The organism is Saccharopolyspora antimicrobica (assembly GCF_003635025.1).
Lineage (GTDB): Bacteria > Actinomycetota > Actinomycetes > Mycobacteriales > Pseudonocardiaceae > Saccharopolyspora > Saccharopolyspora antimicrobica.
Genome location: NZ_RBXX01000002.1, coordinates 4,988,671 through 5,014,713 on the forward strand (window position 1 = coordinate 4,988,671; position 26,043 = coordinate 5,014,713).

Annotated in this window: 26 protein-coding genes; 13 read left to right on the top strand and 13 right to left on the bottom strand. The window is 70.1% G+C overall.

What is annotated here, in order from left to right; all coding sequences use genetic code 11:
- The first annotated feature begins 14 nt into the window (after window positions 1-14).
- Both ATL45_RS24010 and ATL45_RS24015 read left to right on the top strand, forming a co-directional pair.
- Window positions 15-581 (top strand): CGNR zinc finger domain-containing protein, encoded by a 567-nt coding sequence (locus ATL45_RS24010; RefSeq protein ID WP_093153873.1) that lies wholly within the window; start codon window positions 15-17, stop codon window positions 579-581.
- A 97-nt stretch (window positions 582-678) separates the two neighbouring features.
- Window positions 679-864 carry a hypothetical protein gene (locus ATL45_RS24015; protein ID WP_093153876.1) on the top strand — a complete coding sequence of 62 codons (186 nt, stop codon included), beginning with the start codon at window positions 679-681 and terminating at the stop codon, window positions 862-864.
- Between the two features lie 82 nt (window positions 865-946).
- Here ATL45_RS24015 and ATL45_RS24020 read toward each other — a convergent pair whose 3' ends face one another.
- Entirely contained in the window at window positions 947-1,426 is a 480-nt protein-coding gene (locus tag ATL45_RS24020; protein WP_093153878.1) for a hypothetical protein, read from the bottom strand.
- 224 nt (window positions 1,427-1,650) lie between these two features.
- Here ATL45_RS24020 and ATL45_RS38495 point away from each other — a divergent pair, with 224 nt between their 5' ends.
- Entirely contained in the window at window positions 1,651-1,839 is a 189-nt protein-coding gene (locus ATL45_RS38495; RefSeq protein WP_143121670.1) for a hypothetical protein, read from the top strand.
- Between the two features lie 60 nt (window positions 1,840-1,899).
- Here ATL45_RS38495 and ATL45_RS24025 read toward each other — a convergent pair whose 3' ends face one another.
- The 4 genes from ATL45_RS24025 to pruA form a co-directional block, all read right to left on the bottom strand.
- Window positions 1,900-2,535 carry a Pr6Pr family membrane protein gene (locus ATL45_RS24025; protein ID WP_143121671.1) on the bottom strand — a complete coding sequence of 212 codons (636 nt, stop codon included), beginning with the start codon at window positions 2,533-2,535 and terminating at the stop codon, window positions 1,900-1,902.
- 202 nt (window positions 2,536-2,737) lie between these two features.
- Window positions 2,738-3,514 (bottom strand): thioesterase family protein, encoded by a 777-nt coding sequence (locus tag ATL45_RS24030; protein WP_093153885.1) that lies wholly within the window; start codon window positions 3,512-3,514, stop codon window positions 2,738-2,740.
- Window positions 3,515-3,655: 141 nt separating this feature from the next.
- Window positions 3,656-4,585 carry a proline dehydrogenase family protein gene (locus ATL45_RS24035; protein WP_093153887.1) on the bottom strand — a complete coding sequence of 310 codons (930 nt, stop codon included), beginning with the start codon at window positions 4,583-4,585 and terminating at the stop codon, window positions 3,656-3,658.
- Window positions 4,586-4,776: 191 nt separating this feature from the next.
- Window positions 4,777-6,405: an L-glutamate gamma-semialdehyde dehydrogenase gene (gene pruA / locus ATL45_RS24040; RefSeq protein WP_093153890.1), complete on the bottom strand. Its 1,629-nt coding sequence runs from the start codon at window positions 6,403-6,405 to the stop codon at window positions 4,777-4,779.
- A gap of 148 nt (window positions 6,406-6,553) precedes the next feature.
- On the opposite strand from pruA, the gene ATL45_RS24045 reads away from it, so the two are divergent.
- Complete coding sequence (locus ATL45_RS24045; protein WP_093153892.1) at window positions 6,554-8,206, top strand: PucR family transcriptional regulator; 1,653 nt, start codon at window positions 6,554-6,556, stop codon at window positions 8,204-8,206.
- A gap of 83 nt (window positions 8,207-8,289) precedes the next feature.
- Here ATL45_RS24045 and ATL45_RS24050 read toward each other — a convergent pair whose 3' ends face one another.
- The 5 genes from ATL45_RS24050 to ATL45_RS24065 all read right to left on the bottom strand — a co-directional run bounded on the left by ATL45_RS24050 (window position 8,290) and on the right by ATL45_RS24065 (window position 13,340).
- Window positions 8,290-9,018 carry a metallophosphoesterase family protein gene (locus ATL45_RS24050; protein ID WP_093153895.1) on the bottom strand — a complete coding sequence of 243 codons (729 nt, stop codon included), beginning with the start codon at window positions 9,016-9,018 and terminating at the stop codon, window positions 8,290-8,292.
- A gap of 229 nt (window positions 9,019-9,247) precedes the next feature.
- Window positions 9,248-9,406, bottom strand: a complete 159-nt coding sequence (locus ATL45_RS39035) for a hypothetical protein (RefSeq protein WP_170210334.1) — start codon at window positions 9,404-9,406, stop codon at window positions 9,248-9,250.
- Between the two features lie 25 nt (window positions 9,407-9,431).
- Entirely contained in the window at window positions 9,432-10,253 is an 822-nt protein-coding gene (locus tag ATL45_RS24055) for an SDR family oxidoreductase (protein WP_093153897.1), read from the bottom strand.
- Window positions 10,254-10,558: 305 nt separating this feature from the next.
- Window positions 10,559-11,491 carry a type I pantothenate kinase gene (coaA, locus tag ATL45_RS24060; protein WP_093153900.1) on the bottom strand — a complete coding sequence of 311 codons (933 nt, stop codon included), beginning with the start codon at window positions 11,489-11,491 and terminating at the stop codon, window positions 10,559-10,561.
- A gap of 397 nt (window positions 11,492-11,888) precedes the next feature.
- Window positions 11,889-13,340: an amino acid permease gene (locus ATL45_RS24065; RefSeq protein WP_093153903.1), complete on the bottom strand. Its 1,452-nt coding sequence runs from the start codon at window positions 13,338-13,340 to the stop codon at window positions 11,889-11,891.
- Between the two features lie 336 nt (window positions 13,341-13,676).
- Between ATL45_RS24065 and ATL45_RS24070 the strand changes: the two genes are divergently transcribed.
- The 5 genes from ATL45_RS24070 (at window position 13,677) to ATL45_RS24090 (ending at window position 18,545) form a co-directional block, all read left to right on the top strand.
- Window positions 13,677-14,129: a universal stress protein gene (locus tag ATL45_RS24070; RefSeq protein ID WP_093153907.1), complete on the top strand. Its 453-nt coding sequence runs from the start codon at window positions 13,677-13,679 to the stop codon at window positions 14,127-14,129.
- Window positions 14,110-15,087, top strand: a complete 978-nt coding sequence (locus ATL45_RS24075; RefSeq protein WP_246025511.1) for an adenylate/guanylate cyclase domain-containing protein — start codon at window positions 14,110-14,112, stop codon at window positions 15,085-15,087. The genes ATL45_RS24070 and ATL45_RS24075 overlap by 20 nt, the downstream gene beginning before the upstream one ends.
- Before the next feature lie 208 nt (window positions 15,088-15,295).
- Entirely contained in the window at window positions 15,296-16,675 is a 1,380-nt protein-coding gene (locus tag ATL45_RS24080; RefSeq protein ID WP_093153912.1) for an FAD-binding oxidoreductase, read from the top strand.
- A 16-nt stretch (window positions 16,676-16,691) separates the two neighbouring features.
- On the top strand, window positions 16,692-17,924 hold the full coding sequence (locus ATL45_RS24085) for an SAM-dependent methyltransferase (RefSeq protein ID WP_093153915.1): 1,233 nt from the start codon (window positions 16,692-16,694) through the stop codon (window positions 17,922-17,924).
- Window positions 17,925-18,059: 135 nt separating this feature from the next.
- A complete protein-coding gene (locus ATL45_RS24090; RefSeq protein ID WP_093153917.1) occupies window positions 18,060-18,545 on the top strand; it encodes a VOC family protein in 486 nt (161 codons plus the stop codon).
- Between the two features lie 135 nt (window positions 18,546-18,680).
- Here the strand turns inward: ATL45_RS24090 and ATL45_RS24095 are convergent, their stop codons facing one another.
- Complete coding sequence (locus tag ATL45_RS24095) at window positions 18,681-20,078, bottom strand: lipase maturation factor family protein (RefSeq protein ID WP_093153920.1); 1,398 nt, start codon at window positions 20,076-20,078, stop codon at window positions 18,681-18,683.
- A gap of 100 nt (window positions 20,079-20,178) precedes the next feature.
- On the opposite strand from ATL45_RS24095, the gene ATL45_RS24100 reads away from it, so the two are divergent.
- Window positions 20,179-21,024, top strand: a complete 846-nt coding sequence (locus ATL45_RS24100; RefSeq protein WP_093153922.1) for a putative RNA methyltransferase — start codon at window positions 20,179-20,181, stop codon at window positions 21,022-21,024.
- 64 nt (window positions 21,025-21,088) lie between these two features.
- Here ATL45_RS24100 and ATL45_RS24105 read toward each other — a convergent pair whose 3' ends face one another.
- Window positions 21,089-21,583, bottom strand: coding sequence for a winged helix-turn-helix transcriptional regulator (locus tag ATL45_RS24105; RefSeq protein WP_093153925.1), 495 nt, complete (start codon window positions 21,581-21,583; stop codon window positions 21,089-21,091).
- A gap of 99 nt (window positions 21,584-21,682) precedes the next feature.
- On the opposite strand from ATL45_RS24105, the gene ATL45_RS24110 reads away from it, so the two are divergent.
- The 3 genes from ATL45_RS24110 (at window position 21,683) to ATL45_RS24120 (ending at window position 24,489) form a co-directional block, all read left to right on the top strand.
- Complete coding sequence (locus tag ATL45_RS24110; RefSeq protein WP_093153927.1) at window positions 21,683-22,282, top strand: dihydrofolate reductase family protein; 600 nt, start codon at window positions 21,683-21,685, stop codon at window positions 22,280-22,282.
- A 103-nt stretch (window positions 22,283-22,385) separates the two neighbouring features.
- Window positions 22,386-23,615, top strand: a complete 1,230-nt coding sequence (locus tag ATL45_RS24115; protein ID WP_093153929.1) for an NACHT domain-containing protein — start codon at window positions 22,386-22,388, stop codon at window positions 23,613-23,615.
- Entirely contained in the window at window positions 23,605-24,489 is an 885-nt protein-coding gene (locus tag ATL45_RS24120; protein ID WP_093153931.1) for a WD40 repeat domain-containing protein, read from the top strand. The genes ATL45_RS24115 and ATL45_RS24120 overlap by 11 nt, the downstream gene beginning before the upstream one ends.
- A 27-nt stretch (window positions 24,490-24,516) precedes the next feature.
- Here ATL45_RS24120 and ATL45_RS24125 read toward each other — a convergent pair whose 3' ends face one another.
- Window positions 24,517-25,962: an aldehyde dehydrogenase (NADP(+)) gene (locus tag ATL45_RS24125; protein ID WP_246025860.1), complete on the bottom strand. Its 1,446-nt coding sequence runs from the start codon at window positions 25,960-25,962 to the stop codon at window positions 24,517-24,519.
- Between the last annotated feature and the right edge of the window lie 81 nt (window positions 25,963-26,043).

The following is a 26,043-nucleotide window of genomic DNA, read 5'->3' on the forward strand; positions in this document are numbered from 1 at the left end:
GGGAGAAGTAAGGTTTGAAAATAGATTTCAGCGATTACGTGCGTGGTGCGGCGCTGGCGGCCGATCTCGTCAACAGCGCCCCGGAGGTGCGCCGCATCAGTGGTGAAGTGCTGGTCGACGCCGCTGCGCTGGGGCGATTCCTCACCGAACGGGGCATCGGTCCCGAGCGTGAGCCGGTGGCGGAAGATCTCGTCCGAGTGCTCGAACTCCGCCGCGAGCTGCGCGCCGTCCTCGAAGCGCGGGACGAGGACGGCGTCGCGGAAGCGGCGGGGGAACTGGTTCGGCGGGCGAGCACCGGGCCCGTCCTCGGGCGCGACGCCGATGGCAGGTGGCAGTGGCAGGTCGAGACGGCTCCGCGCGCGTCCCTCGCCGACGAACTCGCGGTGCTCGCCGGGCTCGGCCTGCTGGGCGCACTGCGCGCGCTGGGGCACGAGCGCTTCCGGCCGTGCGCTTCGCCGGTGTGCGACGGGGTTTTCGTCGACACCAGCAAGGCGGGTCGCCGTCGCTACTGCACGCCGGGCCTGTGCGGGAACCGCATCAACGTCGCCAATCACCGGGCCAGGCACCGCGAACGGGGTTGAGGAAGTTTCGCGTGACGCTCATTGGTGGCAATGAACGAGCGCGGGCGTTGATCTCCGGCAAGTTGGTGATCGCACCCCAACTCGTGAGGAGAAGTCGATGCACCGAGCCATCGCCCGTTTCGCCGCAGCGGCCGGATTCGCCGCAGCGGTGCTCGCCGGGTCCTACGCCATCTCGGCCACCCAGGCCACCACGGAGAACCACGCGGCCCAGACGTGCGGCGGAGTCGGCCAGAACCTGAACGTCCTCGACGTCGGATTCAGCCTGACGCCAAAGCTCTGCTGAGCGAAGTCCACTGTGGATTGCCGAGCCGCTGCTCCGGATCGGGGTGGCGGCTCTGCTTTGCACGGGTGCCAGGACATCGAGCTCATCCGCGGCTCGTGCCGTCCGGCCACACGACGGTGACCGGGATGCCGCGTTCGCGCGCGACCCGCACCACGTCGCCGGTACCTCCGCGCCCGGCCGCCGGCTGCCCGTCCCAGACGGCGATCAGCTCGTCGACGATGCCCAGGACGTGCTCACCGGCACCCAGGTAGGCGTCCGGGGTGGACTTCTCGAACGGCATCGTGTGCACCTTCGACGCCTTGCCGATCAGCTCGTCGAACTGGGCGGCGTTGTTCGCCCGCACCTCGTGCTCCCGGTAGTCGGCGGCGGGTAGGACGACCTCGAACGTGCCGCCCGCGTCGAGCACCGCCCGGGCGAAGAGCTGGTCCGCGCCGCGCGCGAGGCAGGTGACTCCGACGATCCCGCCGCGGTACTGCGACAACTCGGCCGCCAGCGCTGCCTGGACGAGCGCGGCACCGTCGGCGGTGAGGTTCAAGTGCCCGGTGATTCCGATGCGCGGCAACTCAGGCCCTTTCGTCGCAGGTGATCAGCCCTCGAACCGCGCCGCGGAAGCCCGCGATTCGCACTGGGAGTCTCGCATCTCCCCGCCGCCCGGTTCACGCGTTCGGGCCAGAGGCTCGATCCGGCGGGTGGGTGACGGCTGGATCGGTGATCCGACGGGTGAGGTCGACCGCGTGCTGGTGCGCTCTCCGGTGGCAACGACGGAAGTCGAGAAAGGACAACGAGATGCGCCGTGCAGCAGTCGCGTTCCTGCTAACTGGTGTGGCATTGCTCGGAACCGCCTCAGCGGCTCTCGCTCAGGAGGTGGTCACCGGTGAGGAATGCACGGAGGCTGGCGGCCGCGTGGTCCTCGGCCCGGGTGTGGAGTACTACTGCATCGGCGGCGATCACCACGGCAAGCAGGTCGAGGGCTGACACCCGCGAGGGCCGGCCGGGGCCAGGGCGAACCGGAAAGCCCTGGCCCTTCGGCTGCGGTCAGGCCGCGATGCGTTCCGGTTCCGGGGCCGGGACGGCGGTGTTGCGGGGCAGGGCGCGGTCGACGGCCACCAGCGCCAGGCCGAGGAGCCAGAAGGCGCCTCCGTAGATCAGCAGGTTCAGCGCGAGCCCGTCGTAGCCGATGACGTCGACGTCGATGAACGGGTACGGGTAACCGGTGCCCAGCAGGGTGCCGCGGCCCAGCGCGAACACCAGGTAGCCCACCGGGTAGACCAGCCAGGCGACCGCGGCGGCCCAGCGGAACCGGCGGTGCTCGTCGAACAGCAGCCAGTCCACGACGGCGGCGACCGGCGTGATGACGTGCACCAGCTGGTCGGAGAAGTCGGAGGTGCCCGCGCCCATCTGGAACGGCGCGTCGGCGAGCACCAGGTTGTAGACCAGACCGGTGATGGTGATGTAGAGCGTGGTGCCGCCCTTCAGCCAGGCCGGTGGTTGCCCGGTGCCGCGCACCGTCGCCCACGACGCCCAGGCGAAGACGACCGAGACGAGCACGTTGCTCTGGATCGTGAAGTACACCAGCGAGTCGGCGAAGCCGTCCTTCGAGGTCAGGTAGACCCCGGTGACAGCGGCGACGAGCACGGCGATCCGGAACAGCGCTGCCAATGGCCTACCCATGCCCACCCCGAAAATCCGAAAAGTCCTTCACGATTCAGATTAACGGCGGCGCCCGGGCAGGCCGACGTGATCCCCGCCGCACCTGCCCGAGCGCGCAGCACGCACCTAACGGGCACCGTTTCCGCAGGTCAGGTCCCGTGAGTACTTTGTGGTGCTATAGCGACACAAAGCACTCACGGGCCGCCACCTGCGGAAAGTGCGGTCACTGCGTCAGCGGGCGGACGGTGAGCATCTGCTCCGCGCGGCCGACCGGGCCGCGGGTGTCGTGCAGGACGGTGGTGGTGATGCCCCGGCCGTCGCTCCCGAAGACGACGCTGGTGTCCAGCCCGGTCCAGCCGCTCTCCGGCTGGCGGTGCAGGTGGATCGTCAGATCGACGTTCGGGAACATCCACTCGGTCGGCGGCTGCCGCACGGCGATGCCGTTGGCGGTGTCGACCAGCGCGATGTAGGACGCCAGCGCACTGACCTCCTCGCCCGCCACGAGGTCGTAGGAGGTGGACATCCACGCCGTGGCACGTCCGGGCTGCGGCTCGCCGACCGTGCGAGCCTCCAGCGAGGCGATGAACCCGCCCGACCACAGCGAGCTCATCGGCCAGGGCTCCAGCGTGTCCGGGTGCGGCAGCGCCTCGGGCGCACCGCCGGCGACGGTGCTGGTGTCCTGCGCCGAGAGGAACCAGGCGCGGGCGCGGACCACCGGGCGCCCGCCGATGATCGCGGTGGCCTCCACCAGCTCGATGGTGCGGCCCGGCCGCAACGTCTCCACCCGCACCTCGAACTCGTCGAGGTCGATCTTGCCCAGGATGTCGAAGCTCACCCGGCTGATCTGCAGGCCCGGCCGCTCCCCGGAGCGCTCGATGGCGTGCACCAGCAGGCCGCCCAGCGGGCTGAAGTGCTGCTCGTCGCTGCGCCACGCGCCGCTGGCGTGGGCGGTCGGCTTGAACCGGTTTGCGTCGAGCCGTTCGAAGTAGCTGGGCGTCAACGAAATCCCTCTTCCCGCTCGTGACCTTGCCGTTCCAGGGTATTTGCGGTGGCTCGGAGCTCGTACGAGCTGTGGCCATCCCCACGAAAGCGGGCCCGGTCCGGGGGCGATCCGGACCGGGCCCGCTGCGGGGGCGCCGCGTCAGCTCTGGGTGACCAGCGAGCGCAGGAAGAACACCAGGTTCGCCGGGCGCTCGGCGAGACGGCGCATGAAGTAGCCGTACCACTCGTCGCCGTAGGCCACGTAGACGCGCAGCTTGCCGCCCTCGGCCGCGATCCGCCGCTGCTCCTCGGCGCGGATGCCGTACAGCATCTGGTACTCGAAGCTGTCCGCGTCGCGCCCGGCCCGCGCGGCCAGGTCGGTGGCGATCGAGACCATCCGCGGGTCGTGGCTGGCCACCATCGGGTAGCCCGCGCCCTCCATCAGGATCTTGAGGCAGCGCACGTAGGAGCGGTCCACCTCGGCCTTGTCCTGGTAGGCCACCGAAGCCGGCTCGGAGTAGGCGCCCTTGCACAGGCGCACCCGCGAACCCTCGGTCGCCAGGTCGCGGCAGTCCTGCTCGGTGCGGTGCAGGTAGGCCTGCAGCACCGCGCCGGTCCACGGGAAGTCCACCCGCAAGTCGCGGAGGATGCCCAGGGTGGAGTCGGTGGTGGTGTGGTCCTCCATGTCCAAGGTGACCGTGGTGCCCGCGTCGGCCGCCGCCTCGCAGATCAGCCGGGCGTTCTCCAGCGCGATCTTCTCGCCGTCGGTGGGCAGGAACTGGCCGACGGCGGAGAGCTTCACCGACACCTCGGCCCGGTCGGCCAGGCCCTCGGCCTTGAGCACCGAGAGCATCCGCTGGTAGGCGCGGACGGTGTCATCGGCCTGCTGCGCGTCGAGGGTGTCCTCGCCGAGGTGGTCGAGGGTGACGTGCATGCCCTGGTCGCGGAGCGCTCGGGTGGCGCTGACCGCGTCCTCGGGGGTGGTCCCGGCGACGAACCGCTTGACGACCGGCTTGGTCAGCGGGTTGGCCTCGACGAGACGGCGCACGCCCTGGGAACGGGCGGCGGCCAGCAAGGTGCTGCGCAGCATCGCGGCTCTCCTTCTGGTGGGAAGTGTTCGGGGTGGGGGAATCTCCTGCCTTCCGCGTTGCCTGCTGGATGCGTGCCGCGGTCGCCGGTGCCGTCGTTGCGGGCGGACACCGGGCGAGGGGTTCGGAGGGGGAGTCTTGCGGGGTGAAGGGCACCTTTGGGCGAGTAAGCCGCCCAAAGGTGCCCTCACCGTCAGCCCATGTGGGGGTAGCCGATGGAGGTGGGGGCGTCCCAGGTCTCCTTGATGGCCCGCGGGCTGGTCCAGCGCTGGATGTTCAGCAGCGAGCCGGCCTTGTCGTTGGTACCCGAGGCGCGGCTGCCGCCGAAGGGCTGGCGGGAGACGATCGAGCCGGTGGGCTTGTCGTTGACGTAGAAGTTGCCCGCCGCGCCGCGCAGCTTGCGGTGCGCCTGGTCGATCGCGCTGCGGTCGGTGGCGAACACCGCGCCGGTCAGCGCGTAGGGGCTGGAGGCGTCGACGACGTCGAGGATCTCCGAGTACTTGGCGTCGTCGTAGACGTGCACGGCGATGATCGGCCCGAAGTACTCGGTGGTGAACACCTCGTCGCCCGGGTCGCTGCAGACCAGCACGGTGGGCTCGACGAAGTAGCCGACCGAGTCGTCGTAGCCGCCGCCTGCCAGGACCTCGATGGTGTCGGTGGCCTTGGCCCGGTCCAGCGCCGCCTTGTGCTTGGCGAAGGCGCGGGCGTCGATGACGGCGCCGCCGAAGTGGGAGAAGTCGGTGACGTCGCCGTAGCTGATGCTGCGGGTCAGCTCCGCCAGCTCCTCGCGCAGGCCGCCCTCCCAGATGGAGCGCGGCACGTAGGCGCGGGAGGCCGCCGAGCACTTCTGGCCCTGGTACTCGAAAGCACCGCGGGTGAACGCCGCAGCCAGCGGCGCCGGGTTCGCCGAGGGGTGCACGACGATGAAGTCCTTGCCGCCGGTCTCCCCGACGATGCGCGGGTAGCTGCGGTAGGAGTCGAGGTTGTCACCGATCAGGCGCCACAGCTTCTTGAAGGTGGCGGTGGAACCGGTGAAGTGCAGGCCGGCGAAACCGGGGTCGGTCAGCGCGACCTCGGAGACGGCGTGGCCGTCGCCGGTGACCAGGTTGATCACGCCCGGCGGCAGGCCGGCGGCCTCGAACAGCCGCATGGTGAAGTGCGCGGCGAACTGCTGCGACGGGGTGGGCTTCCACACCACGGTGTTGCCCATCAGCGCCGGTGCGGTGGGCAGGTTGCCCGCGATGGCGGTGAAGTTGAACGGCGTGATCGCGGTGACGAACCCGTCCAGCGGGCGGTAGTCCATCCGGTTCCACTCGCCGGGGACCGACCGCGGCTGCTCGGCGATGATCTGCCGCGCGTAGTGCACGTTGAACCGCAGGAAGTCGATGAACTCGCAGGCGGCGTCGATCTCGGCCTGCTGCACCGACTTGGACTGGCCCAGGATGGTCGCGGCGTTGATGGTGTCGCGCCACGGGCCGGCCAGCAGGTCGGCGGCGCGCAGCAGCACGGCGGCGCGCTCGTCGAACGAGGTCGCGGCCCACGCCGGGGCGGCGTCCTTGGCGGCCTGCACCGCGGCGGCGACGTCCTCGCGGGTGGCCTGCGCGGCGGTGCCCAGCACGTGGGCGTGGTCGTGCGGCTGGACGACGTCGAAGCGGTCGCCACCGGCCAGGCGCTGCACCCCGCCGATGGTCTGGGTCAGCTCGACCTGCTCGGACTCCAGCTCGGCGACGCGCTTCTGCAGCGACTCGCGTTCCGGCGATCCGGGCGCGTAGCCCTTGACCGGCTCGTTGTACGGAACCGGGACCGAGGTGATGGCGTCCATGGCCAAAGTCGCCTCCTTGTGAGAAGTCGCTGTTGTGCGGGAAAGCCGCTGTTACTTGGGAGGTTAAGGTTTCGTTAGCCGATGGAGCTTGTCCGTTCGGCTATCGTTGTCCGTATCGGGTTGTCCGGTTGAACAAGCGGGGTTCGGAGTGCGCGAAGTCGAGGTCGATGCGGTCGGCGTCGCCGTGGCCGGCGTGCCGTTGCGCCAGCTCCTCATCGCCGTCGGAGAACCCCTGGTCGACGTGCTCGCCGCGCCTCGCGGCTTCGACGTCGAGGTGCGCGACGTGGTCATTGTCGACCCGGAGGAGGAGTCCGGCAGCGGTCGCAGCGGCGACTTCGTGCTGGTGATCGGCGCCCGCGGGCGGGCTGCGGTGCGGCTGGTGCGGGCGGCCGCGCGCGAGGGCGCGGTGGCCGTCGCGGTGAAGGTGGGCGCCGAGACCGATGTGCGGGTGCTGCGTGACACCGCGATCGACAGCGGGATCGCGCTGCTCGGCGTCCGGCCGGAGGTGCGCTGGGAGCGTCTGGAGTCCTTTGCCCGCTCCGCGATCGACAACGCGCGACTGACCACCGACGCCGATGTGGGGGAGGCCCTCGGCGACCTGTTCTCGCTGGCCCAGACGGTGGCGGCGATGACGGACGGCATCGTCTCGATCGAGGACACCGCGAGCCGGGTGCTGGCCTACTCGCGCTCCGACGACGAGGTCGACGAGCTGCGCAGGCTGTCCATCCTGGGCCGCCAGGGCCCCGAGCCGTACCTGGCGATGCTCCGCGAGTGGGGCGTCTACCAGCGGCTGCGCGCGGGTGAGGACGTGGTCCGCATCGACGAGCGCCCGGACCTGGGCATCCGCCGCCGGATGGCGGTGGGCATCCACGCGGGAGCCCAGCCGCTGGGGTCGATCTGGGTGCAGGAGAGCAGCCGGCCGCTCTCGGAACGCTCGGAGCGGGCGCTGCTCGGCGCGGCACGAGTGGCGGCGCTGCAGCTCGTCCGGCAGCGCACGGAGGCCACGGCCGGCCCGCGCTTCCGCGAGAACCTGCTGACCGGCCTGCTCGACGGCCGCATCGACGCCCAGTCGGTGGCCGACAACATCGGCGCGGACGCGGCGAAACCGGCGGTGGTCGTGGTGTTCACGCTGCGCCCGTCGGAACCCAACGCGGACCGCTCCGAGCTGGAGCTGCAGCGCGCGGAGATGACCAGCCTGATCTCGGTGCACGCCTCGGCGTACCGGCGCAGCGCGCTGGTCACCACGATCGGCTCGCGCGTCTACGTGCTGCTACCGGACCTGGCGGAGCGCTCGGCCGGTGCCTCGACGCTGAGCCTGACGCGCGAGATCGTCGCGGCGGCCAAGCACCACCTGCGGGCCCGCGTGCAGGTGGGCGTGGGTTCGGCGGTGCGGACCCTGGACGAGGTGGCGGAATCTCGCACCGAAGCGGACCGGATCCTCGACGCGATGACGCACGACCTGCACGCGGAGATCGCGACGATCTCCGACGTCCGCGCCCAGGTGGTGATCAGCGAGCTCCTGACGGTCCTGCAGAGCAACGAGCGCTTCCGCGACGCCCGCCTGACGGCCCTCCAGGAGCACGACGCCGAACACGGCACGGGCCTGGCCCGATCCCTGCTGGCCTACCTGGAAGCCTTCGGCGACGTCCGAGCGGCCAGCGACCGCCTGCACGTCCACCCGAACACCCTCCGCTACCGGGTCCGCCGCGCGGGCGAGATCACCGGCGTAGACCTCTCCAACCCCTCAGAACGCCTCAACGCCCACCTCCAGCTCCTCCTGGCCCGCCGAACCCGCCGCTGATTGTGGTGCTCTCGCGCCATAGGCTCCGTCGCCCCTGCTCAGGGCCCGTGCGTGTTTCGGGGTGCTATGACGCCCCGAAAAACTCACGGTGCGGAGAAGACGGCCAGGGCTTCTGCGTCGGAGGGTGTTGTCAGCACGTTCGCCTCGATGAACTCGGCGAGCTCGGGGAAATCGGGTGCTGCTGCGCGGAAGCGCTCGGCCGCTGCGCTCAGGTCGTAGTCGGTGCGGCGCAGCACGACGTCGGGGCCGAGCAACGCCCAGTGCGCGCCGGTGCTGCCGTAGGGCATCCCGACGCTGCCCGGGTTGATGAACCGGCGGCGGTCGGCCAGCCGGTCGAAGGGCATGTGCGTGTGCCCGAGCACCACCGTCGGCTCGGCCGAGTCGGCGAAGCTCTCCCGGTAGCGCTCCAGCGGCGAGTCCACGAGCACGATCTCGGTGTCGCTGCGCGTCGTGGCGTGGCAGAACCGGACCGGTCCGAGCCCCGTCACTTCCGCGACCACCGACAGCGGGAGGTCGGCGAGCAGATCCCGGTGCTGCCGGGACAAGCGGGAGGCGCAGTATTCGGTGGCGGGGAGGTCGCCGTCCGATGAGCCGTCGTAGGCCGAGACGAGTTCGCGGTCGGCGTTGCCGCGCACCCAGATCGCTCGATCGCCGAGCTCGGCGAGCCGGTCCAACGTCTCGGCGGGCATCGGCCCACTGGCGTGGTCGCCGTTGAGCACGACGGCGTCGGCCCCGGCAGCGTCGACATCGCGCAGCACAGCCTCCAGCGCGGGAAGGTTGCCGTGCACATCGGCCAGCACTGCGACTCGCATGCGACCTCCTCGTGGTCCGAGGCCCGTTTCCCCAGTTCAGTCCCCGTGAGTGTTTTGTGGGGTTATAGCACCCCGAAACACTCACGGGTCTGTACCAGCGGAAACGGAGCGGACAGGGGTCGAACACCACGCCATCGGCGCGGGGTGCCAGCGGCGTGGAGCTCGCTTCGTCGCCGCACCTCCGGTCTCGCTTGGACCGCCGAACCGGTCGGTGGGTTCGGCGGGCAGGTCAGGCCAGGCCTTCCTCGGTGAGGACCTGGTGGACCACGTCGGCGAGTTCGGCGACGTCCGGGTGTTCGTCGTCGGCGAGAGCTCGCACGAGGTCCAGGGATCCGGGCCATTCCGCGTGGGCGATCGCGTGGAGGGTGTTCGGCCAGGTGGCGGTCAATTCCGCGAGAAATTGACGCCGCACCTCAGGCGCGGGGACGCCAGCGGCCGAAGCCTCCTTCGGTGTTGAGGACCTGGCCGGTGATCCAGCGGGCTTCGTCGGTGGCGAGCCAGGCGATCAGGCGGGCCGGGTCGTCCGGTTCGCCGTAGCGGCCGTACGGGAACATCGGGCGGATCGTCCGCCAGGTCGGTTCATCCAGGTAGCCGGTGTCGACCGGACCCGGGTTCACCGTGTTCGTCGTGATGCCGGCGTCCGCCAGCTGGTCGGAGATCGTCAGGGTGATCTCGGCGAGTGCACCTTTTGCGGCGGCGTAGGCGACTTCGCCGGGCATCGGGCCCTGCTGCTGGCCGGAGGTCATGAACACGATCCGGCCGCCCGGCCGCCCGTCGTGCTGCGCCGCGAACGCCTGCGCCAGCAGGATCGACGACCGGGTGTTCACCGCCCAGTGCCCGTCGAGCATGGCCGCGTCGAGTTCGCCCAGCTCCCCGTCCCCACCGCTGCGCGCGTGGTTGCAGACCAGGACGTCCAGGTGCCCGAACTCGGCCACCACCGCGTCCACCAGCTGTTGCGGTGCTTCCGGCTCGGCGAGGTCCAGCCCGGCCTCGGCGAGCCGGGCCTCGGGCACCAGCTGTTCGGCGACACCGGTGCGCACCGCGTCGAGGTCGTCGCCGCCCCACGGTTGATCGAGGTCGTGCGGCCGGTAGTGGTGCAGGAAGACCGAAGCGCCGTACGCCGCCAAACGACGGGCAATCGCGTACCCGATGCCCTGCCGGCGGCTGACGCCGGTCACCAGCGCGGTTCGGTCCCGGAGCGGCAGGGGATCGCGGGTTGGATCAGTTGACGACATGCGACGGATGCTAAAGACGGATTCCGTTCCGGGCCAACGATTTCCCGCCACGGGGCGTGAGCGGACTTCGCGCTGCGTGGCGGTCTTCTCCGCGAATACGTATCCATGTGGGTATTTGCACCGGTCCGCGGCGGCGCTCGATGCGGCACTCTCGATGGAGCTCGCCCAGCGGGAGCGAGCACCGGTTGACCGCTCTCTCCCCCCGAAGCAGGTCTCCGGAAGCGTCGCGCCCTGCCGCCCCCAGCGGCAGGGCGTGCGGTTCGTCCGGCCCCATCCCCGACGGGCCGGACGGACCGCGAGCGGCGTCAGAGCTTGCGGAGCCGGACCCGGTTGATCGAGTGGTCCGCGTCCTTGCGCAGCACCAGGGTCGCGCGCGGGCGGGTCGGGAGGATGTTCTCCACCAGGTTCGGCTCGTTGATCGTGCGCCACAGGTGGCCGGCCTCGGCCAGGGCCTCCTCGTCGGAGAGCTGCGCGAAGTGGTGGAAGTGCGATTCCGGGTTCGCGAACGCCGTGCTGCGCAGGGCCAGGAAGCGGTCGGCGTACCAGCGGGCGATGTGCTCGGTGTGCGCGTCGACGTAGATCGAGAAGTCGAACAGGTCCGACACCGCCAGGCTCGGCGCCGGCTGCAGGACGTTGAGCCCCTCGATGATCAGGATGTCCGGCTGGCGCACCACGTTGTGCTCGCCGGGCAGGATGTCGTAGGCCACGTGCGAGTACAGCGGCGCCGCCACCTCCGGAGCACCGGACTTCACCTCGGTGACGAACCGCAGCAGCGCGCGCCGGTCGTAGCTCTCCGGGAAGCCCTTGCGGTGCATCAGGCCGCGGCGCACCAGCTCGGCCTTCGGGTAGAGGAAGCCGTCGGTGGTCACGAGGTCCACGCGCGGGTGGTCGGGCCAGCGGGCCAGCAGGGTGCGCAGCAGCCGCGCGGTCGTCGACTTGCCGACCGCGACGCTGCCTGCGATGCCGATCACGAACGGCACCTTGGTGCCGCCGGTCTCCTCGCCGAGGAACGTCGTGGTCGTCTGGTGCAGCCGCTGGCGGGCGGCAACCTGCAGGCTGATCAGCCGCGACAGCGGCAGGTAGACGTCGGCGACCTCCGCCAGGTCGACCTGCTCGCCGAGCCCGCGCAGGGCGTCGAGCTCGTCCTCGGTCAGCGACAGCGGCAGGGAATCTCGCAGTTCCCGCCACTGGTCCCGGTGCAATTCGACATATGGGCTCAGCTCGCGAACGCGTGTCACAGGCACCCCTCAGCGTTGAGGCCCGGCAGGAACTTTCCGCGGAACCCTAAGCCGCTGAGCGCCCGCCGCGCTGTGATCCACTCCACGCTGAGACGCAGCGAACATGCTGGATCGATCGTGCCCTTCCGCATCGCGGAGATCAACTTCCACCGACTGCGATTTCAATGGAAATCGGACATCTGATTTCCATTGAAATCGCCTGCACTGCTGGTGTGTCGTGGGTCCGACGCGCCAACGGTCGGCGCAAGTTCCATTGAAATCGAAGGTCCGATTTCCATTGAAATCGCGGCAGACCCCGGGCGGCAGACCCGGACGGCAGAGCCCGGACGGCAGAACGCCGGACCGCGCTGGGCGATCCGGCGTTCTGCGGGGTCCGGCCCTCGGGGCCGGGGTCAGCTCACTGCTCGGAGCTGTCGGTGTTGGCCGGGTTCAGCTTCGACTTGCGGTAGCCGTAGGCGAAGTAGATCGCCAGGCCGATGGCGAACCAGGCGGCGAAGCGCAGCCAGGTCTCCGGGGCCAGGAAGGTGACCAGCCAGATCGAGAACACGATGCCGATGATCGGCACGATCGGCATGCCCGGGCACTTGAAGCCGCGCGGCAGGTCGGGCCGCTTGTAGCGGAGCACGATCACCGCGGCGCAGACGATCACGAACGCCAGCAGGATGCCGATGTTGGTCAGCTCGGCGGCCTCGCCGATCGGCAGCAGGCCGGCGATCAGCGCCGAGGCGATGCCGATCAGCCAGGTGAACCGGCTCGGCACCTTGCGCACCGGGTGGGTCTTGGCGAACCACTTCGGCAGCAGCCCGTCGCGGCTCATCGCGAAGCCGACGCGGGTCACGCCCATCATGAAGGTGAACAGCACGGTCAGGATGCCCAGGATCGCGCCGATCGCGATGATCGCGCCCAGCACCGGCAGGCCGACGTCGGCGAAGGCCGACGCGAACGCGCTCTCGCTGCTGATCTGCTGGAACGGGATCATGCCGGTCAGCACCAGGCAGGCCAGCACGTAGAGCACCATCGAGATGCCCAGCGAGTACATGATCGCCTTCGGCATGTGCCGCTGGGCGTCCTTGGACTCCTCGGCCGCGGTGCTCATCGCGTCGTAGCCGAACACCGCGAAGAACACCGTCGCGGCCCCGGCGAACGCGCCGCTGATGCCGTACGGGAAGAACGGGTTGTAGTTGCCCGCGTCGATGTGGAACGCGCCCACGACGATCACCAGCAGGACCACGCCGACCTTCAGGTACACCAGGAAGGTCTCGAACCGGGCGGCGCTCTTCATGCCCTGGTTGAGGATGAAGGCGATCAGCAGGCACAGCAGCGCCGCGAACAGGTTGATCTTGTAGCTGCCGGGCGGGGCGGCACCGTTCTCGGTGCCGGGGGCGCCCATCATCCACGCGGGCAGGTCGAGCCCGATGAAGCCGACCAGCTCGTTGAAGTAGCCGGAGATGCCGATGGCGACCACCGCGACGATCGCGGTGTACTCCAGCAGCAGGTCCCAGCCGATCAGCCAGCCGACGACCTCGCCGAGCACCGCGTAGCCGTAGGTGTAGGCCGAACCGGCCTTGGGGATCATGCCGGCGAACTCGGCGTAGGAGAACGCCGCCGCCGCGCTGGCGATGCCCGCGATGAGGAACGAGATCAGCACCGCCGGACCGGCCTTCTCGTTGGCCACCGCGCCCGCCAGCGAGAAGATCCCGGCGCCGATGATGCCGCCGACGCCGATCGCCGTCAGCTGCCACAGGCCGAGCGACTTCTGCAGGCCGCCACCACCGGTGTCCTCGGTGATGGTGTCGATCGGCTTGCGACGGAATATCCCCCGCCCGGGCTGGAGACTTGGTGAGGTCACGGTTCTACTCCTGGTGCTTTCTCTTGCGCGAAAGGGTGACGTACATGGCGTGATTCGGCCCGGCGAACGTCCCGCGCAACGTCGTCCGTGTCGTGGATCACCAAAGGGTTTGCACGTTGTTGGCGAAACCTACGCGGCTGCGGTGCGTGATCATGTTGTGGGGTCGGATGAGAGTTCCCGGTATGGTTTGGCCGTCACGACAAAACGGCCGGTGGGGACGTGTCGGTCCGCTCACAGCTGGACGCGGCGCTTCGCGAACCGTGACCGGGTGGCACCGTGCTCGTTAGGGTTCACGCCGGTGCCAGGCCAGGATCAGCCAGTGGAAGTAGGAGTGCGATGTCCAGTTACCGCACCGTGGTCGTCGGGACGGACGGCTCGGAGCCCTCGCTGCGCGCGGTGGCCCGCGCCGGAGCCGTGGCCGGCGATTCCGCAGCCCGGTTGGTGATCGTCTGCGCCTACTACCCGACCCCGGACCGCGAGGTCGAGCAGGCGCGCGACGAGCTGGGCGATGAGGCCTTCCAGGTGGTCGGCTCGGCGCCCGCCGAGGCCACGCTGCGCGACGCCGCCGACGTCGCCCGGCAGGCGGGCGCGAAGGCGGTGGACACCTCCGCCGCGGTCGGCGCGCCGATCGGCGTGCTGCTGGCCGCCGCGGAGCGGGAGGGCGCCGACCTGATGGTGGTCGGCAGCCGCGGGTTGAACACGTTGAAGGGGCGGATCCTCGGCTCGGTGCCGTCCGAGGTGTCCCGTCGAGCTGAATGCGATGTGCTCGTTGTCCGGACCACGCGATAGGCCGACCGCGCGCGGCGACGAGATGGAGAAGACCATCCTCGGCAGCGCCCCGCGCTACACGAAGGACCAGGTCGCCGAGGCCGCGGGCGTGCCGGTGCAGCGCGCCGAGCAGCTCTGGCAGGCGATGGGTTTCGCGCACGTCGACGACGACGCGGTGGTGTTCACCGATGCCGACGTCGCCGCGCTGCGCTCGCTGGTGGAGCTGGTCTCGGCGGAGGTGATCCCGCCCGAGCTGGAGTCGGCGGTGGCCCGCTCGCTGGCGCAGACGATGTCGCGGCTGGCCGAGTGGCAGGTCGGCATCTTCAAGTCGCTGCTGGGTGACCAGTTCGCGGTGGACGTGGAGACGACCGCGCAGGTGGCCTCGGTGATCCTGCCGGTGATGGAGCAGATGCAGGACTACGTGTGGCGGCGGCACCTGGCGGCCACCGCCTCGCGGGAGCTCGCCGAGCGCGACCCGGGCGCCGACGAGCGCCTGCAGGTGATCGGCTTCGCCGACCTGGTCGGCTACACCCGGCTGATCCGGGACTTCACCGAACTGGAGCTGGCCCGGCTGATCGACGGCTTCGAGTCGCTGGCCGGGGGCGTGGTCGCGGAGAACCACGGCCGCGTGATCAAGACGGTGGGCGACGAGGTGCTGTTCGTGGCCGACACCGCCGCCGACGCGGCCGAGATCGCCCTGACGCTCAACGAGGAGATCGCCAAGAACGACCTGCTGCCGCCGCTGCGCATCGGGCTCGCGCAGGGGCAGGTGTTGGCCCGCTTCGGCGACGTCTACGGCTCGACGGTGAACATCGCCAGCAGGCTGACCTCGGTGGCCCGCCCGGCGTCGGCGCTGGTGGACCGCGAGCTGGCGGCCTCGCTGCGCGGGCACCCGGACTACCGCCTGATCCCGCTCGGCCCGACCAAGGTCCAGGGCTTCCGCGGCCTGCACGCCTGGGCGCTGCGTCGCGCCGGGTGACTCTCCTCGGGGATTCGTCCAAGTGATCGAATTCCCGGTGAGCTCGGTCGTCGCGGCGCAGTTCGGCCGGTAGCCCGCGCCGGTGGTCGCCACCTGCGGTTTTCGCGGTCACCGGCGGGGCGTTCCGGCGGATTCGCCGGTCGCCGCGCGAGGTGCGCCGCCGGAAAAGCGGGATGCTCGCGGGCAGCCCCGGCAATAGAGTCGGGGCATGGCCGATCGGGGAGCAGTCGCTGCAGGCAGCCATTCCGACGATGTCACCGCTCTGGTCGCGGAGTACTCGCGACTGCCCGCAGGCGCGCCGGTGCGCCTGGCCAAGCCCACCTCGAACCTGTTCCGGTTCCGCGACCCCGCGGCCGGTCCGGGCCTGGACGTCGGGCGCTTCGACCGGGTGCTCGAGGTGGACACCGCCAACCGCACCGCGCAGGTGCAGGGCATGGCGACCTACGAGCGCATCGTCGACGCGCTGCTGCCGTCCGGGCACATCCCGCTGGTGGTACCGCAGCTGAAGACGATCACGCTCGGCGGCGCGGTGGCTGGTCTCGGCATCGAGTCCACCTCGTTCCGCAGCGGCCTGCCGCACGAATCGGTGCGGGAGCTGGAGATCCTCACCGGCTCCGGCGAGGTCGTGCGCGCCCGCCCGGACAACGAGCACGCCGAGCTCTTCCGCGGATTCCCCAACTCCTACGGCACGCTGGGCTACGCGCTGCGGCTGGAGATCGAGCTGGAGCAGGTCCGCCCCTACGTGCGGCTGGAGCACGTCCGGTTCGACACGGCGCGGGAGTGCGCGGCGGCGATGGCGCAGATCTGCCGCGACCGCACCTTCGACGGCCACCCGGTCGACTTCCTCGACGGCACCGTGTTCAGCGCCAGCGAGCAGTACCTGACCATCGGGTCCTATGTGGACGAAGCGCCGTTCACCAGCGACTACACCGGTCAGCAGATCTACTACCGCTCCATCCAGCAGCGGCGCACCGACCACCTGAGCATCCGCGACTACCTGTGGCGCTGGGACACCGACTGGTTCTGGTGCTCCCGCGCGTTCGGCGCGCAGCGCCCGCTGGTGCGGCGGTTCTGGCCGCAGCGCTACCGCCGCTCCGACGTCTACCGCCGCATCGTGGCCTGGGACCGCAGGCACGCGGTGACCGACCGGATCGCGGTGCTGCGCGGCCGCGGCGTCAACGAGCCGGTGATCCAGGACGTGGAGATCCCGGTCGACCGGCTGCCGGAGTTCCTGGAGTTCTTCCACCGCGACATCGGCGTCTCGCCGGTCTGGCTGTGCCCGGTGCAGCTGCGCGATCCCAAGGGCTGGCCGCTGTACCCGATGGATCCCGACGAGCTGTACATCAACGTCGGGTTCTGGTCGACGGTGCCGTTGCGCAAGGGCGAGGCGCCGGGGCGGCACAACCGGGCGATCGAGCGCGTGGTGACCGAGCTGGACGGCCACAAGTCGCTGTACTCCAACTCCTACTTCACCGAGGAGGAGTTCTGGCGGCTCTACAACCGGCCCGCCTACCAGCGCCTCAAGGAGCGCTACGACCCGGCGGACCGGTTGCCCGGGCTGTACGAGAAGTGCGTGCGGGAGAAGTGAGGAAGGGGATTCGCTGATGGGCTGGGCAGAGGTGTTCGCGCGCGTCCTCGGGGGCGGGGCCCCGGTGGAGATCCGAGCTTTCGACGGCAGCCGGACCGGTCCGCCCGGCGCCGAGATAGGCGTGGAAGTCCGCTCCCCGCTGGCGCTTTCGCACCTGGCCGCGGCACCCGGCGAACTCGGCCTGGCCCGCGCCTACGTCACCGGGGCGCTGGAGGTGCACGGTGACATGTACACCGCGCTGGCCGCCTTCCCGTCGGTGGCGCTGCACGACATCCCGCCCGGCCTGCGCCGCGAGCTGCTGGTGAAGCTGGCCGGGTACCGGCTGTGGTGGCCGGTGAAACCGCCGGCGGTCGAGCACCGGTCGTCGGGCGGCTGGCGGCACTCCAAGCGCCGCGACAGCAAGTCGATCTCCTACCACTACGACGTGTCCAACCGGTTCTACGAGTGGGTGCTTGGCCCGTCGATGGCCTACACCTGCGCGGTGTACCCGACCGCGGAGTCCACTTTGGAGGAAGCGCAGTTCGCCAAGCACGACCTGGTGGCGCGCAAGCTCGGGCTCCGGGAGGGCATGCGGCTGCTCGACGTGGGCTGCGGCTGGGGCGGCATGGTGATGCACGCCGCCGAGCTCTACGGGGTCCGCGCGCTGGGCGTGACGCTGTCCCGGCAGCAGGCGCAGTGGGCGCAGAAGGCGATCGCCGAACGCGGCCTCGCCGACCTGGCCGAGGTTCGTCACCTGGACTACCGGGACGTGCCCGAGACCGGGTTCGACGCGGTCAGCTCGATCGGGCTCACCGAGCACATCGGTCAGGCGCAGCTGCCGTCGTACTTCTCGTTCCTGCACGACAAGCTGGTGCCCGGCGGGCGGCTGCTCAACCACTGCATCACCCGCCCGGACGGCAGCTACGGCGCGCGGACGGGCAAGTTCATCAGCCGCTACGTCTTCCCGGACGGCGAGCTGGAACCGGTGGGCACCCTGGTGTCGGCGATGAACGACAACGGCTTCGAGGTGCGCCACGAGGAGAACCTGCGCGAGCACTACGCGCTGACGCTGAAGGGCTGGTGCGAGAACCTCGAAGCGCACTGGGACGAGGCGGTCGCGGAGGTCGGGCTCGAGCGGGCGCGCGTGTGGCGGCTGTACATGGCGGCCTGCCGGCTGGGTTTCGAGCGCAACGTCGTCCAGCTCCACCAGGTCCTCGGCGTCCGCCTCGACGACACCGACGCGCACTACCCGCTGCGCCCGTCGTGGTGAGTCGGCGACTTCGTGCGAAATCGTTTACCTGGAGACGCCGGTTTCGCGCGGAAACGCCCGGCCGATGACTTCTGCCGCGCTGGCCGGTCTACCCGTCCGCACCGATAGTGGTGCGAGAGCGGACGGGAGATCGCGATGGCCCAGATCAAGCAGAAGATCACCACCAACCTGTGGTTCGACGGCGTGGCCGAGGAGGCCGCGGCGCACTACACCGGCATTTTCGAGGACTCGCGGATCACGCAGGTGCTGCGCCACGGCGAGGCAGGGTCCGGGACACCGGGAACGGTGATGACCGTGCAGTTCGAGCTGGCCGGCCAGCAGTTCGTCGGCATCAACGGCGGCCCGCAGTTCACCTTCACCGAGGCCGTCTCGCTGCAGGTCCGGTGCGAATCGCAGGAGGAGGTGGACCGCCTGTGGCAGCAGCTCGGCGAGGGCGGCGAGCCAGGCCCCTGCGGCTGGCTCAAGGACAAGTACGGCGTGTCCTGGCAGATCGTCCCGAACCGGCTGTACGAGCTGATCACCGACCCGGACGCGGAGAAGGCCGACCGGGTCATCAAGGCGATGCTCGCCATGGGCGGCAAGCTCGACATCGCCGCCCTGGAAGCCGCGGCCGCGGGCTGAGCCAGCAGAACTCGGTGCTGAAGCCGTAGTCGCCGAGGGGCATCAGCTCGGCGCCGCCGTCGGACAGCGCGGCGTCGCTCTCGGGCTCGTCGCGGCAGGAGACGTAGAGCGGCCACCACACCCGGCCGTCGCAGATCACGACAGGTCCTCGAGGGTCAGCGGCGGGATGAAGTCGCCGACCCGGGTGCGGTTCCAGAAGGCGCCCGTCTCGCGGCGCTCGGCGCGCGTCGTGAAGCGGTAGTGGTACAGATCCGCGCGGATCAGCAGCGGCGGCCGGTCCGGGAACGGGTTGTGGCGCAGCAGGCGCAGGACCTGCTCGTCGTTGCGCAGGAGCGCCTTGATCAGACCGGGCAGCCAGGCGCGGCCGTAGCCGGGGGAGAGCGCGAGGAACCACATCAGCCAGTCCAGGCGGAGGTGGTAGGGCGCGACCTGCGGTGGGCGGCGGTGCGGGTCGCCAGGCTTGCCCTTGAAGCCGTACTCGCGCCACGGGCCGTCGATGTCGGCAGCGCCCTCCACGACCACCTCGTAGCGGGTGCGGGTGATGCTGCCGAACGCGCCGTAGGTGTTGCCCAGGTGCAGCTTGTTGAAGCTGCGGTTCATCACCTGGCGCTTGCCGAGCATGTTGCGCACCGGCGCGTAGCTCAGCACCGCGAACACCGCCGTCAGCACCAGCACCAGCACGGCGAACCACGGCGGCAGCCCGGCCATCGGCGGTGGCTCGAACGGGCCCGAGCTCATCGCCGAGCACGCCAGCGTGATGGTCAGCAGGTTGAGCCAGGCGAAGTTCCCGCTGAGCATCAGCCAGCCCTGCGTCACCACCACGACCAGCCCGGCCGCTGTGGCGACCGGCTGCGGCGCGAACAGCAGGAACGGCACGACGAGCTGGGTGAAGTGGTTGGCCAGCACCTCGACCTGGTGCGCCTGACGCGGCAGCCGGTGGAACCAGCGGCTCAGCGGGCCGGGCATCGGCTGGGTCTCGTGGTGGTAGTACAGCGCGGTGAGGTCGCGCCAGCAGGAGTCGCCGCGCATCTTGATCAGCCCGGCGCCGAACTCCACCCGGAACAGCAGCCAGCACAGCAACCACAGCACCAGGGTCGGCGGCGCGATCCCGGCCGGGCCGAGGAAGATCACCAGGAACCCGGCTTCGAGCAGCAGCGACTCCCAGCCGAACGAGTACCAGACCTGCCCGACGTTGACGATCGACAGGTACAGCAGCCACAGCAGCGTCCACAGCGCCAGCCACGCCCACAGCGGTGCCAGGTCGGCGAACAGCGCCACCGCGCTGCCCGCGATCCCGGCCCAGCAGACGCCCGCGAAGAACCGGTCGGAGTAGTGCAGGTGGAACAGGCTGGGCGATTCCCGGAACGGCACGTGCGCCAGGAAGCGGGGGATCGGGGTCAGCCCGCGCTCGCCGAGCAGTCCCCGGAACTGCCGCAGCGCGCTGACGAATCCGAGCAGGTAGGTGATGGCGACCAGGTGCGCGACCGCGAACCGCGCGATCCAGTAGTCGGGAGCCGCCGCCCAATCCCACATCGTGCCCACCGTCCCAGCTCGCGCCGAGCGTCCTGCGCGCGGGTGCTCGCACCTCGGACTTCTACAATCGCCTGTCGACGATGCGCTGTGGAGGGCTGGTTTGCTGGACGACGTGGTGGCGCTGCTGGCCTGCCCGCATTGCGGTGCCGACCTGGACCGGACCGGCAACAACCTGCGCTGCGCGGCGAACCACGTGTTCGACATCGCTCGCCAGGGCTACGTGAGCCTGCTGCCCGGCGGCACGAAGGTCGCCGGTGACACGGCGGCGATGGTCGCGGCCCGCGCGGACTTCCTGGCCGCCGGGCACTACGCGCCGATCGCCGACGCAGCGGCTGAAGCGCTGTCGGGCGTCGAGGGCTGCGTGGTCGACATCGGGGCCGGGACCGGTTACTACCTCGCACGTGCTCTTGAGGGCTCCGACCGCGTCGGGCTCGCGCTGGACGTCTCGAAGTACGCCTCGCGCCGCGCGGCCAAAGCGCACCCGCGCATGGGTGCCGCTGTCGCCGACGCTTGGCAGACGCTGCCGGTGCGCACGGGTGCGGCTTCGGCGGTGCTGAACGTCTTCGCGCCCCGAAACGCCGCTGAGATGCACCGCGTCCTGCGCCCGGACGGGCGGCTCGTGGTGGTCGTGCCCAACGGCGATCACCTGGCGGATCTGGTGTCGGCACTGGGCCTGCTCAAGGTCGACGAGCGCAAGCAGGAGCGCCTGACCGAGCAGCTGGCCGACCACTTCGAGCTGATCGCGCAGCGGACCTGCGAGTTCCGTCTCTCCCTTGCCGAGTCGGAAGCCGAAGCGGTGGTGGCGATGGGCCCCAGCGCCTGGCACGCCGACCCCGAGGCCCTCCGAGCCCGGATCGCGGCGCTCCCCAAGCCCCTCGCGCCGACGGCCTCGGTCACGATCGCCAGCTACCGCCCCCGGCACCTTTCCGCAGGTGGCAGACCGTGAGCGTTTTGCGGGGTCATAGCACCACAAAACACTCACGGTCCTTGACCAGCGGGAACGCGTCGGATCAGCCGCGGGCGAGTTCGGCTTCGTAGGCCGCGCGCAGGCGGTCGAAGACCGACTCCGCGCCTTCCGGGCGCGGGATGCCCAGGTGCTGCTCGCGCAGTTCGTCCATGAACTCCGCCCACAGCTCCGGGCCGCCGCGTTCGAGCAGCTCGGCGCGGATGGCCAGCTCTCGCGTCACCGGCAGGTGGCGGCGTCCCCAGGCGCCGAGGTGCGCCACCACGGGGACGAGCTGGATCGCGGGCTCGGTGAGGCTGTAGATCACCTTCTGCTTGTGGCTGGGATCGGCGGCCTTGGACACCAGCCCTTTCTCGGTGAGGCGCTGCAGCCGGGCGGCGAGGATGTTGGAGGCGATGCCCTCCTCGGAGTTGTTCAGCAGTTCCCGGAAGTGCCTCCGGTTGCCGAACATCAGGTCCCGGATGACGATCAGCGACCACTTGTCGCCGAGCACCTCGAGGGAGAGGTTGATCGGACACCCGGAACGGTGCTCGTCCTTCACCGGCTCCTCCCATCGCCAGAAGAAACTGCTTGCAAGTCGCAGTCGGTCAGTTGTAGGTTATCACCGATTGCAAGATGCAACCAGAATCCAGGAGGAGTCATGAGCACCAAGGTCGTGTGCGACATCGCCGTCTCGGCCGACGGGTACGCCGCGGGCCCCGGCCAGACCGCCGACAAGCCGTTCGGCGACGGTCCGGTCGACCAGCTGACCTCCTGGATGTTCCAGACCCCTGAAGAGAACAAGGCGGAGCTGGACGCGATCACCGCGGCCGGAGCCTACGTGATGGGCCGCAACATGTTCGGCCCGGGACGCGGCGAGTGGGACCTGGACTGGAAGGGCTGGTGGGGCGACGAGCCGCCGTACCACGCGCCGGTCTTCGTCCTGACCCACCACCCGCGCGAACCCCTGGTCATGGGCGGCGGAACCACCTTCACCTTCGTCACCGAAGGAATCCACGCGGCGCTGAAGCAGGCCAAGGAGGCGGCGGGCGACCGCGACGTGGCGATCGCCGGCGGCGCGGCCACGATCAACCAGTACCTCCGCGAGGGCCTGATCGACGAGCTCCGCACCCACGTCACCCCGGTCGTCCTCGGCGCGGGCGAACGCCTCTTCGACGGAGTCCCGTCCCAGAACCTGGAGATCGTCTCGGCCCGCCCGGCCTCCCTCGTCACCCACATCACCTACCGCTTCCAGCGCTGAGGATGCGTCCCTTAGCGCCGATTTCGATCGTTCTGCGCCGCTGCGGATCTCGACGTCGATGCGGTGACGGTTTCGACACGGCCGATCACCCTCCGAGGTTGAGGTGGCATCCGAGCAGACCCGGAACGAGAACACCGGATCCGTCCGAGGCTCCCTGGTCCAGGCCAGGACGATCGTCGGCGACCTGCACTTCCACCACCAGCCGCGGAACCGCGGTCCCCGGTGGGGCGCCGCCAGCGCGGTCGGGCTGGCGCTGCTGATCGGTGCGGCGGTCCTGGTCCGGCACGGCTGGTGGCCGGTCGCGGTCTTGCTGCTGGCAGCCGGAGGCCTGCTGGAGTGGTGGCTGATCTCCCGGGCGATTCGGCTGGGAGATCGAGCCACCTCGCCGGATGAGGCGATCTCCGAGCTGCGGCGGCAGGTCCGCGATCAGTGGTCGGCAGAACGCGACAACCGGGGTCTTCAGGAACCCCGGCCGCTGCGCCTGCGATGGCGTCCCACACAACGCCCGGTCCAGGTGAAGCTGACCACTGCGGAGAAGGGGCGGGCCGAGCTGCGCCGGGGTGAGCTGCTGGAGGGCACCGACGAGACCAGGCCTGCCGCAGCCGCCCTGCTGGCGGCGTTTCGGCAGAGTCCCCGACGACAGCTCGTGGTGCTGGGGGAGCGCGGTGCGGGCAAGAGCACCTTGGTGCTGCTGTTCACCTTGGCCGCACTCGACGATGAGGCACAGCCGGTTCCGGTGCTGTTGTCGGTCGCGGGATGGGATCCGGGCGAACGCATCGAGGACTGGGTCGCCCGCAGGGTAAGCGAGGAATACCCGGTCGTGCCGAGGCACCGAGCCGCGCGACTGCTCGCGGACAAGCGGTTGCTCCCGGTGCTCGACGGGCTGGACGAGATTCCGTCCGAGCTGTGGGGGAGGGCTCTGGGAGCGCTCAACCGATCCGCGCTGCGGATGGTGATCACCTGCCGCAGCGCGGAGTTCGAGGCTGCGGTGACGACGGACGGTGTGCTGGCGCACGCGGCGGTCGTCGAGATCGAGCCCATCCGCCCCGATGATGCGCGGGACTTCTTCGAGCAGCGCGACGTCGAGGGAGTGCGACGGTGGGACCGCGTCATCGATGCCGTGATCGAGCGGCCGGACGGACCGTTGGCCGAGCTGCTGTCCAGTCCGCTGATGATCAGCTTGGCGCGGCGGGTCTACCGCCGTCCCAGCAGTCAGCCGGAGGAACTTGCGCCACGACGGGCTCCGCGAATACCTCACCGAACGGTATCCGGGGCACGGCGGCGCTTATCCCGCGCCCGGAACCGCTGTCCGTGGGAAGACCGTGTTCCGTAGCTGGTGGCCGGGGCTCGTGGTAGCGGGGGCTGCGGTCTCGCTCGCGGCGTTCGCCGGTGCGTTCCTTCTCCTGCTACCGGCTGGCACACCCCGGGGCACCTGGAGCCTGGGACGTGACGGGAGCTACTACGCGAAGTTCACGACGCTCGGCTGGAGCGGTGACATCGTGCTGGCGCACGTGTGGCCCAGTGGACCGAGGAGAGGTGTCAACCTGCGCACCGGCTACCGCTTCGAGTACTCCCGGTTTTGGGACGTCATGGGTGCTGGTGGTTCCCAGCTAGTGACGATGCCGTCGGGCAGGGGGGTCCTGGAAGTTCGGGACACCTCCAGCGGGGACATCGTGAGCACCATTCCGGTAGGTGGTCGGGGTGAGTACAACGACTATTCGGTGCAATTCGTCGAGAACGGCACGATCGTTGCCGTGCTGAACTCCGCGGACCAGGTCGTAAGTTTCTGGGAGGTGCGCACCGCGCGGCCCGTTCGTGAGGTGGACGTCTCGGCGCTCATCCCGGACTCGTCCGGGGGTGTCTCCTCGATGTGGGCGAGTCCGCCAGGCTCCGGTCCCGTTCTCGGCCTGAACACCACTACCGGCAGTGGATGGCAGTGGAACTACGAAACCGGCGTGGTGCAGGTGCACTCCGGCCCGTGCAGCGAGTCGTACTGCGAGGTACTTGCCGCTGGATCAGCAGACTCTGTGGTGCTCGACCCGGAGCAGAACGTCATTCGCACGAGCAACGGAAAGGAGCTCCACGTCCTGGACGTGGTCGGCCTGGCGAACTCACCCAGCGAGTGGGAGGTCAGCGAGGACGGCCGCACGCTGTTCACTTTCTACCGGGACGGCGAGATTCGCGCCTGGCCCCTCCCAAGCCCGTGAGTCGCGATGACTCACGGGCAGCGCGGGTCACTTCGATTCGTGCCTTGTCTGCGGGATTCCCCAGGGGTTTTCGTCCCGTAGCGGTTCCGGGAGGAGGTTCTGGGGGACGTTCTGGTAGGTCACCGGGCGGAGGAAGCGGTCGATGGCGGCCGTGCCCACCGAGGTGAAGCGGGCGTCGGTCGTCGCAGGGTAGGGGCCTCCGTGGTGCATTGCGGGGGAGACCGCGACGCCCGTCGGCCAGCCGTTGAACAGGAGGCGGCCCGCCCGGTCGCGCAGGCGGTTCACCAGGCTCGCGGCGAACTCCGCGTCGTCGTCCTCGGCGTGCAGGGTCGCCGTGAGGTTGCCCTCGAAGGCTTCGGCTGCTCGGCGGGCTTCGTCCTCGGAGGCGTAGGTGACCACGATGGACAGCGGGCCGAAGACCTCCTCCAGCAGCGCCTCGCGGTTGGCCAGCAGGGTGGCGACGTCGGTGGTCAGCAGCGTCGGCACGGCGCCGTCGTCGACGCTGCCCTCCGCCAGCACCCGCACTCCCGGCACCTCGGTCACCGCGGCGCGGCGGTTGCAGTAGCCCTGGTGCAGGCGCTCGTTGAGCATCTTGTGCGCCGCCACGGCCCTCGACTCCTCGGCCAGCACCTCGTCCAGGCCGTGGTCGGCGGGCAGGAACAGCAGGCCCGGTTTGGTGCAGAGCTGGCCCGCGTTGCCCGAGTACGACGTCACGTAGCCCTTGGCGATCTCCGCGCCGCGCGCCCGGATCGCGCCGGGCGTGGCGAAGACCGGGTTGAGGCTGCCCAGTTCGCCGAAGAACGGGATCGGCGTCGGGCGGGAGTTGGCGATGTCGAACAGCGCCCGGCCCGCCGGAACAGAGCCGGTGAAGGCAGCCGCCTTGACCCGGGGATCCCGCAGCGCCACAGCGCCGGTCTCCAGGCCCAGCACGACGTGGAAAACCCCGTCCGGAGCGCCGGATTCGGCCAGGGCGGCGGTGATGATCTCGCCGGTTCGCACGGAAAGCCGCGGGTGTCCCGGGTGCGCCTTGAGGACGACCGGGCAGCCGGCGGCCAGCGCCGAGGCGGTGTCGCCGCCTGCGACGGAGAACGCGAACGGGAAGTTGCTCGCCGCGAACACCAGCACCGGGCCCACCGGCACCAGCACGCGACGCAGGTCCGGCTTGGCGCCCAGCGGGAACTCCGGGTCGGCGCTGTCCACAGTGGCCTGCAGGTAGCCGCCGTCGTCGAGGACTCCGGCGAACAGCCGCAGCTGGAACGTGGTGCGCTTGAGCTCGCCCGTCAGCCGTCCCTCGGACAGGTTGGACTCGGTCATGGCCAGCGGCACGAGCTCGCCGGAGGCGGCGTCGAGCGCGTCGGCGACGGCGCGGATCTGCCGGGCGCGGGTGGCGGGTGGCTGCGAGCCGAACGCCTCGGCGGCTTCGGCGGCCCGCTGCAGGGCGGTTTCGAGTTCGGCTGGCGTGGTGTCCGGGATCTCGGTCAACGTGCCCGTCCTTTGCGCGATGCGAGTGGCGACACCGACACCGTAATACCTCCAGCGGCCGACAGGCCGGAC

Excerpts from the sequence above, each read along its gene's own strand:
- ATL45_RS24050 (WP_093153895.1), bottom strand. The coding sequence starts at position 9,018 with ATGCGAGTCGCAGTGCTGGCCGATGTGCACGGCAACCTTCCCGCGCTG.
- pruA (WP_093153890.1), bottom strand. The coding sequence starts at position 6,405 with ATGGACGCCATCACCTCGGTCCCGGTTCCGTACAACGAGCCGGTCAAG.
- ATL45_RS24085 (WP_093153915.1), top strand. The coding sequence starts at position 16,692 with ATGGGCTGGGCAGAGGTGTTCGCGCGCGTCCTCGGGGGCGGGGCCCCG.
- ATL45_RS24110 (WP_093153927.1), top strand. The coding sequence starts at position 21,683 with ATGAGCACCAAGGTCGTGTGCGACATCGCCGTCTCGGCCGACGGGTAC.
- ATL45_RS24055 (WP_093153897.1), bottom strand. The coding sequence starts at position 10,253 with ATGTCGTCAACTGATCCAACCCGCGATCCCCTGCCGCTCCGGGACCGA.
- ATL45_RS24095 (WP_093153920.1), bottom strand. The coding sequence starts at position 20,078 with ATGTGGGATTGGGCGGCGGCTCCCGACTACTGGATCGCGCGGTTCGCG.
- ATL45_RS38495 (WP_143121670.1), top strand. The coding sequence starts at position 1,651 with ATGCGCCGTGCAGCAGTCGCGTTCCTGCTAACTGGTGTGGCATTGCTC.
- ATL45_RS24080 (WP_093153912.1), top strand. The coding sequence starts at position 15,296 with ATGGCCGATCGGGGAGCAGTCGCTGCAGGCAGCCATTCCGACGATGTC.
- ATL45_RS24090 (WP_093153917.1), top strand. The coding sequence starts at position 18,060 with ATGGCCCAGATCAAGCAGAAGATCACCACCAACCTGTGGTTCGACGGC.
- ATL45_RS24070 (WP_093153907.1), top strand. The coding sequence starts at position 13,677 with ATGTCCAGTTACCGCACCGTGGTCGTCGGGACGGACGGCTCGGAGCCC.
- ATL45_RS24035 (WP_093153887.1), bottom strand. The coding sequence starts at position 4,585 with ATGCTGCGCAGCACCTTGCTGGCCGCCGCCCGTTCCCAGGGCGTGCGC.
- ATL45_RS24025 (WP_143121671.1), bottom strand. The coding sequence starts at position 2,535 with ATGGGTAGGCCATTGGCAGCGCTGTTCCGGATCGCCGTGCTCGTCGCC.
- ATL45_RS24015 (WP_093153876.1), top strand. The coding sequence starts at position 679 with ATGCACCGAGCCATCGCCCGTTTCGCCGCAGCGGCCGGATTCGCCGCA.